The following is a 13,257-nucleotide window of genomic DNA, read 5'->3' on the forward strand; positions in this document are numbered from 1 at the left end:
GCGTCACGTCCTGCTTCAGATCGGGTCGAGGTTCATGGCCAGCACGCTGGCGGTCTGCTCGGCGCGGAAGGCGTCGAGCTTGTCGGCCAGGGCGGCGTCAGTGGCAGCCAGCAGGGCCACCGCAAACAGGCCTGCGTTGGCGGCGCCGGCCTCGCCGATGGCGAAGGTGGCCACCGGGATGCCCTTGGGCATCTGCACGATGGAGAGCAGGGAATCCTTGCCCGACAGGGCCTTGGACTGCACCGGCACGCCGAGCACCGGCAGCGTGGTCTTGGCGGCGATCATGCCCGGCAGGTGGGCGGCGCCGCCGGCCCCGGCGATGATCGCCTTCAGGCCGCGCGCGCGGGCCTGTTCGGCGTACTCGAACATCAGATCGGGCGTGCGATGAGCCGAGACGACGCGGGCTTCGAAGGGCACGCCGAAGTCTTTCAAAACCTTGGCCGCGGCCTGCATCGTCGGCCAGTCGGAGTTGGAGCCCATGACGATGCCGATGACGGGGGAGGAGCTATTCATTGGTGTGTTGTGTGTTCGGATGTTGATGAACGCAAGGCGGGGAGCGCCGGGCCGCCAGGCGGCCCTGGGCGGCGCTCAGCCCCGGCTCTTGGCCAGCGCCCGCTCGGCGGAGACCACGGTGTTGACGAGCAGCATGGTGATGGTCATCGGGCCGACACCGCCGGGCACCGGGGTGATGGCGCCGGCGACTTCCTTGGCGGAGTCGAAATCCACGTCGCCGCACAGCTTGCCGGCATCCGGGCCGTCCTGCAGGCGGTTGATGCCCACGTCGATGACGATGGCGCCGGGCTTGACCATGTCGCCGGTGACGAACCTGGGCTTGCCGATGGCGGCCACCAGGATGTCGGCGCGGCGGGTGTGGAAGTTGAGGTCGCGGGTGCCCGAGTGGCACACGGTGACGGTGGCGCCGGCGGCGGTGAGGAGCATCGCCATCGGCTTGCCGACGATGTTGGAGCGGCCGATCACGACGGCTTCGGCGCCGCGCAGGGGCGCTTCGATGCTCTTCAGCATCTCCATCACGCCGTTGGGCGTGCACGGCACGAAGGCTTCCTGGCCCTGAGAGAGGCGGCCGACGTTCTCGGCGTGGAAGCCGTCCACGTCCTTTTCAACCTTGATCGCCTCGAGCACGGCTTTTTCGTCGAAGTGCTTGGGCAGCGGCAGCTGCACCAGGATGCCGTGCACCGACGGGTCAGCGTTGAGCTCGGCGATCTTGCCCAGCACGTCGGCGGGGGCCGCATCCTGGGGGTATTCGAACTTGAGGGACTTGATGCCGGCCTTCTCGCAGCCGGCCACCTTGTTGCGCACGTAAACCGCCGAGGCGGGGTCGCCGCCCACCAGGATCACCGCGAGGCAGGGCTGGGTGCCCTGGGCCGTCAGCGCTGCCGCCTTCGCGGCGAGTTCGCCGCGAAGCTTCGCGGAAAGCGCGTTACCGTCAATAATGCGAGCCGTCATGCCACACCGCCCTCAGAAAAACCCGAGAGTCTACCACGACTTAGCTGCGCCCACCGCAGTCGCGCGGCAGGCGCCGGGTGGGGCTCAGGCGGCCACGCAGCCCTGGCCGGTGAGCGCCGCGGCCCGCTCGCGGCCTGCGTCGAAAGCCCGCATGTTCATGTCGAGCAGGCCCGGCTTCTTGTGGGCGAAGCGCGCCGCCACGGCCTCCCGCAGCACTGCCGCGGGAAACGGCAGGTGGTCGGACATGGCGCCCAGCATCACGGTGTTGCCGAGCCGGATGTCACCGAACTCCTGGGCGATCTCGGCGGCATCGAAGGCCTGCAGCGGCACGCCGAGGGTACGCAGCTGGCCGACCGGGTCGTCCGGATAGTCGAACACGCCACACTCAACCACCGGCGGCGTCAGCCGCGAGGTGTTGGTGAGCACCGGCGCGCCGGGGCGCAGCATGTGCACCCAGCGCAAAGTTTCGGCGGCCTCGAAGCCGACCAGCAGGTCGGCCTCGCCCGGGGCGATCTGCGGCGACAGCACCTTGGCGCCAAAGCGCAGGTGGGAGACGACCACCCCGCCCCGCTGGCTCATGCCCGCCACTTCGGTCTTCTTGGCGTCGAAGCCGAGGGCCAGCGCGGCTTCGGCGAGGATCTCGGTGGCGGTCATCACGCCCTGCCCGCCGATCCCGCAGACGAGGATGTTGGTGTTGCGGCTCATCAGGCGGCTCCTCCGCTGCGTTGCATGAAGCGCACCGGCATCACCGGCACCGAATGGGCGATGGCCTCGGGCGCGCAGGGCTGCACGCACAGGCCGCAGCCGGTGCAGGCGCTGGTTTCGATGCGCACGAAGGCCAGGTCGACCTCCTTGCCCGAGGCCTTGACCTCCTTGCCGCGGCGGGTCACGTGGATGGCCGGGCAGCCCACGTCGAGGCAGTTGCCGCAGCCGGTGCATTTGTCTTCGGTCACCGCGTAGGGCGGCGTCTTTTTGTAGTCGTCGATCAGCACGCAGGGGCGGTCGGTGATGATGACCGACGGCTCCTCGATCTTGGTCTCCTCGCGCAGGGCCTTGAAGAGCACCGGCAGCTGATAGGGGTCGACAACGCGGATGCGTTCCTTCTTGACGCCGAGGGCCTCGCAGATGCGGGGGAAGTCGACCCGCGGCGCCTCGATGCCGTGGATGTCGCGGCCGGTGGCCGGGTTGTCCTGGCCGCCGGTCATGCCCACCGCGCGGTTGTCGAGGAGCAGGATGGTGACGTTGCCCCGGTTGTAGGTGATGTCGAGCAGGCCCTGCATACCCATGTGCATGAAGGTCGAGTCGCCGATGACGGCGACGATCTTCTTGTTCTGGTCGGCCGCGCCGCGGCCCTTGTCCATGCCCAGCGCCATGCCCATCGAGGCGCCCATCGAGATGCAGGTGTCGAGGGCGTTCCAGGGGTGGCCGGCGCCCAGGGTGTAGCAGCCGATGTCGCCCGAGATGATGATGTTGCGCAGCTGCGACAGGGTGTAATAGATGCCCAGATGCGGGCAGGCCACGCACATGGTGGGCGGCCGCGGGAAGACCTGCTGGGCCGGCAGCGCCGGCGCGTCGGCCACCACGTCGCCGCGTAATGTGGCGATGCCGCGGCGCAGCACCTCGGGGGCGAGCTCGCCCAGGCGCGGCAGCAGGTTCTTGCCTTCGCAGCGGATGCCGGCGGCGCGGAGTTCGTTCTCGAGCAGCGGCTCGGTCTCTTCGACCACGACCAGGGTTTCGACCAGGGCGGCGAGCTCGCGCACCTTGGTCAGCGGCGGCGGGTAGCTGAGGCCGAGCTTCAGCACCGGCGCGTCGGGGAAGGCCTCGCGCACGTGCATGTAGGCCGGGCCGGAGGTGACGAAGCCGATGCGCCGGTCGCTGCCCGCCTCGAGGCGGTTGAGGGGCGAGGCTTCGGCTTCGGCGGCCAGGGCGGCCTCGCGCTCGAACATCAGCGGCAGGCGCGGCTTGGCGTTGCCGGGCACCATCACCCAGCGCCGCGGGTCCTTGGTGAAGCCGCCGGGCTCATGGGTTTCGGCGGCCGACAGCTCGACCCGCCCCTTGACGTGGCAGATGCGGGTGGTGAGGCGCAGCAGCACCGGCACCTTGAAGGCTTCCGACAGGCGGTAGGCGGCCCGGGTCATGTCGTAGGCCTCCTGGGAGTCGGCGGGCTCGAACACCGGGATGTGCGCAAAGCGCCCCCAGAAGCGCGAATCCTGCTCGTTCTGGGACGAGGACATGCCCACGTCGTCGGCCACGGCGATCACGAGGCCACCTTCGACGCCGGTGACGGTGAGGGTCATCAGCGCGTCGGAGGCCACGTTGAGGCCCACGTGCTTCATTGCGCTGAAGGCCCGGGCGCCCATCATCGAGGCACCGAGGGCGACCTCGAGGGCGACCTTCTCGTTGGGCGACCATTCGGCGTAGAGGCCGGGGAAGCGCGCCACGACCTCGAGGATCTCGGTGCTGGGCGTGCCCGGGTAGGCGGCGGCGACGCGGACGCCGGCGTCGCGCACGGCGTGGGCGACGGCGTCGTTACCCGACAGGAACAGGCGGCTCGCCACCTCGGCAGACAGGGCGTTTCCCATGAAGCTGGACTCCGGCAGATAAAGCCTGGAAGTCTAGGAGCATGGACGCGGGGCCGGCTTGAGGCAGGTCAACAAGACGATACAGCCAAAACCTTAAAAGCAATATTTTTGTATCACTACGCCTGCCGGCTGCCCTCGATCGCCATCACGTTCTGGACGAGCTCGGCCAGCGACTGGGCGGCCATCTTCTCCATCACCCGGGCGCGGTGCACCTCGACGGTCTTGATGCTGATGCCCAGCACGTCGGCGATCTGCTTGTTGAGCTTGCCGACGATGATCAGGTCGAGCACCTCGCGCTCGCGCTGGGTGAGCTGGTCGAGGCGGCGCGAGACCTCGGCGTCCTGGCGGCGACGGGCGCGGCTCTCCTGTTCGTTGGCCAGGCACTGGTTGACGATGCGCAGCAGCTCGGCGTCGTTGAAGGGCTTCTCGATGAAATCGACGGCGCCCTTCTTGAGCGCTGCCACCGCCATCGGCACGTCGCCGTGGCCGGTGATGAAGATCACCGGCAGCGTGCAATAGTGGGCGCGCAGGCGCTCGTGGAGCTCAAGGCCGCTCATCCCGGGCATCCGCACGTCGAGCAGCAGGCAGCCGTTGAACTCGGGCCGCCAGACTCTCAGAAAAGCCTCCGCCGAGGCGAAGGCCTCGACCTTGAAGCCCTGGGATTCGAGCAGCCAGACGAGGGAGTCGCGCAGGGCTTCGTCGTCATCGACGAGGTAGATGATCTGTTCAGACAACGGGGATTGCGGTTTCACGGTGAGTCTCCAGGGGCAGCGTGAAGCGGAAGATACAGCCTCCGGCGGGGTTCGCGTCCACCCACAGGTGCCCTTCGTGAAACTCGACGATGGAGCGGCAGATGTTGAGCCCCATGCCCATGCCCTCGGCCTTGGTGGTGTAGAAGGGGGTGAACAGGCGCTCACGCGCCTCGTCCGAGAGGCCCGGGCCGCGGTCAGCCACCTCGACCTCCACCTGATTGTCATCCACAGGGCGGGCCGAGACGGTGACGATGCGCTCGTCGGCCGGCATGTCGCGCATGGCCTCGATGCCGTTCTTGACGAGGTTGAGCACCACCTGCTCGATCATCACCGCGTCGGCAAACACCGGCGGCAGGTCGGCCGGCACCTGGCTGATCACCTGGGCGCCGTGGCGCCGGGCGTCGATCTCGACAAAACCGATGGCGTCCTCCACCACCCCGCCCAGCGCCACCGGATGGCGGCGAGGCTCGCTCTTTTTGACGAACTCGCGCACCCGCCGGATGATCTTGCCGGCCCGCTCGGCCTGGGCGCTGGCCTTCTGCATTGCGGTCAGGATGTCCTCGCGGCGGTAGTCGCCCGACTGCAGGCGATTGACGCAGCCGGCCGAATAGTTGGCGATGGCGGCTAGCGGCTGGTTGAGCTCGTGGGCCAGCGTGGAGGCCATCTCGCCCATCGTGATGAGGCGCGAGGTGCGCTGCAGGCGCTCCTGCTGGGCGCGGTTTTCCTCGTCGACGCGCTTGCGGTCGGTGATGTCGGTGGCGATCGCCATGCGCACCACGCGGCCGTCCACCCAGCGGATGGCCCGCTCGCGGATGTGGTACCAGCGACCCGACAGGGCGTTGCGCAGCTCGCCGTCGTAGAGCTCGCGGGGCACGTGGTCGGGGGTGAGGCGGCGCGGGTCGACGTCGTACCACAGGGTGTCGGGCGGGCTGGGCAGGCCGAAGGTGGCGACGATGCGCCCCACCGCGTCGAAGCCGTAGATGCTCTTGAAGGCCCGGTTGGCGAACAGGATCTCGTCGTTGGCCGCGTCGGCCACATAGACGGCAGCATCCAGGCCATCGAGCACCGCCACGAAACGCTCGTGGGACGCCTCGAGCTCGGCGCGCACCCGCTTGGGTTCGGTGATGTCGGTGATCGAGGCCATCCAGCCCGACTGGTGCCCGTCGCCGTCGATCAGCGGCGAGATATAGAAGCGGGCGTCCATCTCCTCGCCGTTCTTGCGGCGCATGCGCATCTCGAAACCGGTGGCCGGCGCGTCGCCGCTGAGAGTGAGCGCCAGGTTGTGCTGCAGGGTCTCGATGCTGTCCCGCGGCCAGTAGGGGAAAGGCGCTACCGCGCCGACGAGTTCCTCCCGCGACCAGCCGGTCATGCGGCAGAAGGCCGGGTTCACATAAATGATCTTGCCGCTCATGTCGATGGCCCGCAGGCCGGTGACGAGGGATTCCTCCATCGCCTGGCGAAAGGCCGACTGGGCCCGCAGTGCATCCTCGGCCGCCTTGCGCCCGGTGATGTCGTGGGCCACGGCGTACATCAGCTTCTCCTCGGGCACCGAGTTCACGCTCCAGGCCAGCCACTTGTAACCGCCGTCGGCACAACGGCAGCGGTTCTCGAAGGCACCGGGAGTGCCCGACGCAAGGCTGCGCAGGTGGGCGACGGTGTCGGCCACATCCTCGGCGTGGATGAAGTCGAGCAGCGAGTGGCCCAGCACCTCGGGCTGCGCGTAGCCCAGCACCCGCTCGAAGGCCGGGTTGCAGCGCCGGAACACACCGTCGTGGCCGAGCACCGCGAGCATGTCGAGGGACAGGTTGAACAGCCGGTCGCGCTCCTTCTCGACCCGCACCCGGCTCAGCATGTGCATGCGCAAGAGCCACAGGCTCCACAGCACGAAGAACGACAGCGCGACGATCACCGCAATCGGGAAGCCCCGCGGCAGCTCGCCCTCGGTGCGGTAGGCGATGGCCTGCAGCGACAGCCCGTTGCCGGGCGGGTCGAGGGACACGCCGAAGGCGAAGCTCTCGTCGAGGGAGCGCACCGCCGAGTTGGTAGCCAGTGTCTCGCCCTGCGGGCCGCTGAAGGTGAGGCGGTATTTCTCGCCGAACCAGCTCGGCACCAGGTGCGCCACCATGCGCTCGATGGAATACACCGCGACCACCACCCCGAGGCGCTTGCGGCCATCCTGCACCGGCAGGTACACCTCGAGCACCGCCATGTTGCGGGCATTCACGTAGGCCTCGCCATATACCGCCCGGCCGAGCTCCCGGGCCCGCGCCAGCACCACCACCTGCTCCGGCGAGAGGGCATCGCCCACCAGCCAGTCGGTGGTGTCGAAGGGGGCGGCCCACTTCACCCGCAGGTCGGCGGCCACCCACACCACATTCACCAGCTCGGGGTTGTTGGCGATGTGCTGGTTGGCGCGCACCTGGAAACCGTCGGCATCCAGCGTGCCGGCGGCCAGCTCCCGGGCCAGCTGGCCCAGGAAGTCTTCGGTGCCCTGCATGTGGAGGCGCATCGTCTGCTCGGCCCACTGCACGTCGCGGGCCAGCGCGTTGCGCTGGGTCTCACCCTCCTGGCGCTGCAGCACCCAGACGAGCACCAGCATCGCCAACGCAAAGATCAGCACGGCGATATAGGGCGCCGACCAGTACCAGTCGGGGCGGGCGGCGCGGGACGCGGCAGGCGGCGCGGAAGGGGGGAGTTCGTCGTTTGGCATGTCCCCGCATCGTGCTGGCGGAAGCGCCCGCGGGGCATCGGGAGTTTCCCTAACCGGAGCGGGCACCGGCAAGCCCGCCCGGGCCTCGGAGCGGCTTCGGGCCCAGGGGCCCTCGAACCTGTTTACTTTTACAGCTAAATGCCATTACGATTACTTCAAAGTCATCTCGCGGCACGCCAAGGGCAGGGCCCAGGCACCCACACCCTCAAACCAGCAAAGGAAGGCCAGATGTCGTCCTCCTCGACCTCGACCCCGAGCCCTGGCGGGCTGCTTCATGCCTGGCTCCAGAACCTCGGCCTCGCCCAGGCCAACCGCCCGTTGCGGCTGCGCATCGGCGGCGCCGACGCCCCCCTCGCCCACACGCTGATGGTCCACCGCTTCCACGCCAGCGAGGCCACCTGTGCGGCCACCAGCCTCAGCCTGCGCCTCTTGTGCGTCACCACCCGGGCCGACATCCCACCCTGGCAGTTCCTGGGCCAGCCCCTTCAGCTCCAGGTGGTCACCGACAGCGGCCGCCTGCGTGCCTTCAACGCCCTCATCGTGCGCGCCCAGCCGGGGCAGTTCGACGGCAGCCTGCAAACCTGGCTCATCGAAGCCGTCGATGCCTGCACCTTCATGGGCGCCGGCCGCAACAGCCGCATCTACCTCCGCAAGAACGTCATCGAGATCACCGAGCAGCTCCTCGGCGAATGGCGCGCGCACAGCCCGGTGCTGGCCGGCTGCTTCGACTTCGACACCCGCCAGCTCACCCCCGACCGCTACCCCCAGCGGGAGATGAGCATCCAGTGGAACGAATCCGACCCGGCCTTCCTGATGCGCCTGTGGCGCAAGCACGGCATCGCCTGGGGCGTTCGGGCCGAGGCCGAAACCAGCCCCACCGACCCGCCGCGCCACACCCTGGTGCTGGTCGACGACAGCGCCCAGCTCCCCGCCAACCCGGCCGGCCGCCTACGCTGCCACACCGGCACCGCGGTTCGCGAGCACGACGACATCACCCTGTGGAGCCCCGTCGGCCGGGTCGTCCCCAGCCTCGTCGAGCGTGCCGCCTGGAGCTACACGCAGCAGCAGCCACTGCGGGCCGACACCCGCTCGATGGCCCACCTGGATGAGCAGGGCGACGCCCTCGCCCGCGCCCTCACCGACGTCCGCATCGAGCCGCCCCACTGGGCCGACGGCACCACCCACCACCAGCAGCTCACCTTGCTGCGCATGCAGCACCACGAAATGAACGCCACCGCCGTGTCGGGCGCCAGCACCGCCCGCGACCTGGCCTGCCTCACCTGGGCCGCCATCGACGAGATCCCGGGCGAGCTGCCACTCGCCGGCCCGTCCGAGGCCGCCGGCAATGAATTCCTGTTCACCCAGGTTAGCCACTGGGGCAGCAACAACCTTCCCAAAGACATCGCCGACGCCCTCGACAGCCTCATCGCCGCCAGCGGCTGGGAGCTGACCCGCCCCAACATCGGCCAGCACGACGAAGCCCGCCGCTACGCCAACACCTTCTGCGCCATCCCCCGCCACACCCCGCTCAGCCCGGCGTTCGACCCCGCCCTGCATTGGCCCAGCCTGCCCCCCATGAGCGCCGTCGTCGTGTGCCCGGAGGGCGAGGAGGTGTATTGCGACGAACACGGCCGGGTACACGTGCAGTTTCAGGGCTTGCGGGCCACCGACCACAGCCACGCCGCCGGCGCCGGCACCAGCGGCACGCCCGGCGATAGCGCCCCCGTGCGGGTGGCCACCCCCGCCGCCAGCGCCCGCCAGGGCTTCATCCAGCTCCCCCGCCGGGGGGACGAGGTGATCGTCTCGTTCATGGGTGGCGACCCGGACAAGCCCATCATCACCCACGCGGTGCACAGCCCCGCCAACCCGCCGCCCCGCTTTCACGACAGCGGCAACCTGCCCGGCAACCGCCACCTCTCCGGCAACCGCAGCATCGAGATCAAGGGCAGCCGCGCCACCCATGTGCTTCACGACAGCACGCCGGGGCAGCCCCGCTTCCAGGCCCACTGCGACTTCACCCACAGCCAGCTCAACCTCGGCTACATCGTCCACCCCCGCCAGGACGGCAAGGCCGAGCCCCGCGGCGAAGGCCTCGAGCTGCGCACCGACGGCGCCGCCGCCACCCGCGCCGCCCGCGGCATCCTGCTCAGCGCCTGGAAGCGCCTTGGCAGCAGCGGCGGGCAGCTCGACTACGCCGAAGCCCTGGCCCTCATGGAATCCGGCCTCGAGCTCTTCAAGAGCATGGGCGACTACGCCGCGCGGCACCAGGGCCGCCCGCCCGAGGCCGACGGCCAGGCAGCGCTGCACACCCTCGCCAAGCAGTGGGAGAACGGCACCAACACCGCCCCCAAGGCCGAGCCCGCCGACACCGCCTTCATCGCCCTCACGGCGCCCCAGGGCATCGTCCACACCACGCCCGAAACCATCGCCCAGTACGCCGGGCACAACGCCGACACCGTCGCCCAGCATCATGTGCAGATCGCCGCCGGCCAGCACTACGCCGTCAATGCCGGCCAGGGCATCCGCCAGTTCGCCCACGGCGGCGGCATCCACCACATCGCCCACCAGGGCGAGTTCGTCATGCAGAGCCAGCACGACAACACCCGCCTAGAGTCCGCCCTCAACATCAACCTCAACGCCGGCCAGGAAACCCGCATCACCGCCCGCAGCATCACCCTGGTGGCCGAGGACGGCAGCTTCATCAAGATCGGCGACGGCATCACCCTCGGCACCAATGGCGCCATCAAGCAGCACGCTGCCAGTTTTCCCCACGCCGGCCCGCAGACCGTCGCCGCGCAAAAACCCGAGTTCACCCAGGAGGCCGTCCAGGCCAGCTTCGTCCTGCGCCGCAACGCCAGCAACCCCCACAGCCCACCCCTCGCCGAGCAGCCCTACAAGATAGAGCTGTCCGACGGCAGCGTCGTCGAAGGCATCACCGACGCCGAAGGCCGCACCAGCCTCGCCGAGCGGGACGCCATGCACATCGCCACCATCAGCGCCGGGAGCAAGGCATGAGCAGGCCCAAGGCACGCTACCCGAAAGCCGATTTCCCGATCTTTCGGCAGACCGCGGTGCTCAGCTCCAGCACTCTCCCCAAGTGCGTCGATGTTCCCGCCGAGCACGTAGGCGCCTGCATCGTGGTGCACGGCGTCAACGACGTGGGCAACAGCTACCAGGCCGTCGAGGAAGGCCTCCTTGAAGGCCTCGCCCGGCGCCTGGGCTGGCAACCAGATGCATCCAAGAACTGCCAGCCGCCCTACACCGCCGCCGAATACCGCATGCCTGGCCTTGAGGACAGCAAGAAGCTCGAAGCCGACCCGGACGCGGTGTTCTTCAAGCGCAGCATCAAGCCCAAGACGTATAGCCCGGTGATTCCGTTTTATTGGGGGTATCGGGACGCAAAATCAGACCGGAACAGAACCATCAACGGCCAGTTGGTGGATGACTACGGCAACCGCCTCGACCTCGACCGCAGCAAGGGCGGCGGCCCCTTCGCAAACGCCACAACCAACCTCGCCGACATGTGGAACAGGGGTACCCCTGCCAAATTCAACGAATACGCCGAAATGGGATCCCGCGACCCCTATCGCCCGCTGCGCGGTGGCCCAGGGCGGATGTATCTCGTGCTCGCCGCCCAGCGCCTGGCGGCCCTGGTGGCAATGATCCGCGACTACGGCGACGACGTGCCCGAGACCGTCACCATCATCGCCCACAGCCAGGGCTGCCTCATCTCGCTGCTGGCCCAGGCCTTCCTGATGGAAGAAGGTGAGCAGCCCGCCGACACCCTCATCCTGACCCATCCGCCCTACAGTCTGGAGCCCCATTCCTCTGAAGAGTACAACCGGGAAACCCACACCAAAAAGGCGGGCAAGAAGCCCGCCGAGGACAGCGGCAAGCTGGACAACAAGGCCCCAAAAGAAGACGCCGAACCCGTCATACCCGGTGGCGAAGACACAGCCATGCAGGGCCTCTACGAAGCCCTCAAAGGACTGCAAAGCGTCCGAGCCCGGCTCAAAACCCTGGTCAACATCGTCCATGGCGTGGCAGCCGGGCGCAAGGAAACATGGAGCGCCGACGAACTCGAACGCATGGAACGCGGCGGCCTCCACACCAAGGCGTGGAAAGTGACCGAGGACCGGGACAACCGGGGCAAGGTTTACCTCTACTTCTGCCCCGAGGACATGACCGTTGCGCTGCCAAACGTACAGGGCATCGGCTGGCAGGGTGTGCCCCATCAATTACTCGATGAACGCTCGATCGGGGTGGGCAAGACTATCGGACAGCGCCGGCAAGCACTTGAACCCAATGAGACGCTGCAACCTGGCCCAGGGGCACGTGTCGAGCGATCGCCACTAAAAGAACTGGGCCCAAGCTTCCTGCAGCGTGTCTTCACCCAAAAACTGCGCGATATAGGCGGGACGAAGCAAGTCTTCCAGGTGGGCCTGCCACCCCAGGACTTCATCCTTTCGCTGAGAGAAGAAGATGATCACGCCCACGCCGACCGCAGTGTCACCACACTACGTGCTCGCTTCGACAAAAACCTGGAGAACCGGGAGCGCATCCCTTCCGACGCAATCGCTCCAAATCTTCAGGCCGCCAGACGCCAGCAACTGGCCTCACGCCGACTGATCAATGGCGAACAATTGAAAGAGCCGCATACCGCCGAACTCCACGGCGGCAGCAACCCTGCCGTCGCCGGGAGTCTTCGTGAAAACGTCGACCCTATCGACGCAGCCATCGCGGTGACCAGCGACTATGGGATCGAAAGTGCACCACGGCAGCTCATCGACGACCCCCGCCCCCCTAAACCCGGCGAAGCCGACAGTAACGGCGCTCCCGGTTTGAAGCTCGGTCCAGACCAATTGGCCGACGTGGAAGCCCGCTGGAACGAGCACAAGGCCCAAGGCGACAAGATAAAACTCATCACGGCCGTCGTGACACGGGAGCGGCGCCTGTCCATCACCCGGCTGGAAACCCCCAACGAAGCCCGCCTGCGCCACCAGCAAGCCACCAGCCCACGCTCCTTCCACGGCGCAATCTGGGGCAGCAAGGCCAACCACGCCAAGGTCACCGCCTACGACATTGCCATCGGCCGAGGCCGTGCTGTCACTGACCCAGGGTTTTATCGGTATCTGTGCGCGGTGGCGGACTGGAGGCTGAAGAAGCCCAGAAAAGGAGACCCCATCCGTCCCGGCATTCTCACTTGGAACGAATTTAGTCTGACCCACAAGCGTTATCTGGACGTTGAAGACGAGTCGCGCAAAGCGATCATCGAGGGCAGCTCAGACTACTATTCCAAAGGGATTTTTCCTGACTTTGTCAAATCCATCGCCGAACGCCCCCAGGTCGTCATCGCTGAAACCACCGACGGCCGGAGTCCTCCGTCGAAAAAGATCGAAAAGCCGAAATGACGACCGCAAACGATAGAATGGATGCCAAATGCAAACGAAGCTGGAAACTTCCGGCGGTGTGGGGCTCACTGATGTTCGTCCTCGCCCTGGCAGCCTGGACGCTCTACCTGATACAGACCGATCTACCCGTCTTTAGCAATCCGAAGGTGAGTTCGATGGAAAAATGGAAAATCTGGCTCGGCCTGCCCCTGCTGGCTACATGCCTGGCCCTCCTCGCCCAGTGGGGCTGGAGCGCCAGCCGCGACGCCCGTGCCGAAGCCCAGGCCCGCCAGCAAGAAGCAACCAGGCAAACCAACGCCGCCACCCTCGCCAAGGAAGCCCCCCGCGAGTACGTCCTC

The 13,257-nt window shown here is 67.7% G+C and carries 9 protein-coding genes; 3 read left to right on the forward strand and 6 right to left on the reverse strand.

The genetic code is table 11. The features are described from left to right. Positions 1-15: 15 nt before the first annotated feature. From purE to ZRA01_RS11235, 6 genes are all read right to left on the reverse strand, one after another. Positions 16-513, reverse strand: a complete 498-nt coding sequence (gene purE, locus ZRA01_RS11210) for a 5-(carboxyamino)imidazole ribonucleotide mutase (RefSeq protein WP_141352174.1) — start codon at positions 511-513, stop codon at positions 16-18. 75 nt (positions 514-588) lie between these two features. Further along, complete coding sequence (gene folD / locus ZRA01_RS11215) at positions 589-1,464, reverse strand: bifunctional methylenetetrahydrofolate dehydrogenase/methenyltetrahydrofolate cyclohydrolase FolD (RefSeq protein ID WP_141352176.1); 876 nt, start codon at positions 1,462-1,464, stop codon at positions 589-591. Between the two features lie 84 nt (positions 1,465-1,548). Beyond that, positions 1,549-2,169, reverse strand: coding sequence for an indolepyruvate oxidoreductase subunit beta (locus ZRA01_RS11220; RefSeq protein ID WP_141352178.1), 621 nt, complete (start codon positions 2,167-2,169; stop codon positions 1,549-1,551). Then, on the reverse strand, positions 2,169-4,046 hold the full coding sequence (locus tag ZRA01_RS11225; protein WP_141352180.1) for a thiamine pyrophosphate-dependent enzyme: 1,878 nt from the start codon (positions 4,044-4,046) through the stop codon (positions 2,169-2,171). The genes ZRA01_RS11220 and ZRA01_RS11225 overlap by 1 nt, the downstream gene beginning before the upstream one ends. A 116-nt stretch (positions 4,047-4,162) precedes the next feature. Continuing rightward, positions 4,163-4,798, reverse strand: coding sequence for a response regulator transcription factor (locus ZRA01_RS11230; protein WP_141352182.1), 636 nt, complete (start codon positions 4,796-4,798; stop codon positions 4,163-4,165). Next, complete coding sequence (locus ZRA01_RS11235) at positions 4,773-7,508, reverse strand: PAS domain S-box protein (protein WP_141352184.1); 2,736 nt, start codon at positions 7,506-7,508, stop codon at positions 4,773-4,775. The genes ZRA01_RS11230 and ZRA01_RS11235 overlap by 26 nt, the downstream gene beginning before the upstream one ends. Before the next feature lie 228 nt (positions 7,509-7,736). On the opposite strand from ZRA01_RS11235, the gene ZRA01_RS11240 reads away from it, so the two are divergent. From ZRA01_RS11240 to ZRA01_RS11250, 3 genes are all read left to right on the forward strand, one after another. Continuing rightward, the gene (locus ZRA01_RS11240; RefSeq protein WP_170182952.1) at positions 7,737-10,523 is read left to right on the forward strand and encodes a type VI secretion system Vgr family protein; all 2,787 of its coding nucleotides are present in this window, start codon (positions 7,737-7,739) and stop codon (positions 10,521-10,523) included. Then, positions 10,520-12,919, forward strand: a complete 2,400-nt coding sequence (locus ZRA01_RS20540; RefSeq protein ID WP_170182953.1) for a T6SS effector phospholipase Tle3 domain-containing protein — start codon at positions 10,520-10,522, stop codon at positions 12,917-12,919. Before ZRA01_RS11240 ends, ZRA01_RS20540 begins: the two co-directional genes overlap by 4 nt. 71 nt (positions 12,920-12,990) lie before the next feature. Continuing rightward, a partial coding sequence (locus ZRA01_RS11250; protein ID WP_141352188.1) for a hypothetical protein occupies positions 12,991-13,257 on the forward strand: 267 nt, incomplete at its 3' end.

The sequence above is a fragment of the Zoogloea ramigera genome (genome assembly GCF_006539865.1).
GTDB classification, from domain to species: Bacteria; Pseudomonadota; Gammaproteobacteria; order Burkholderiales; family Rhodocyclaceae; genus Zoogloea; species Zoogloea ramigera.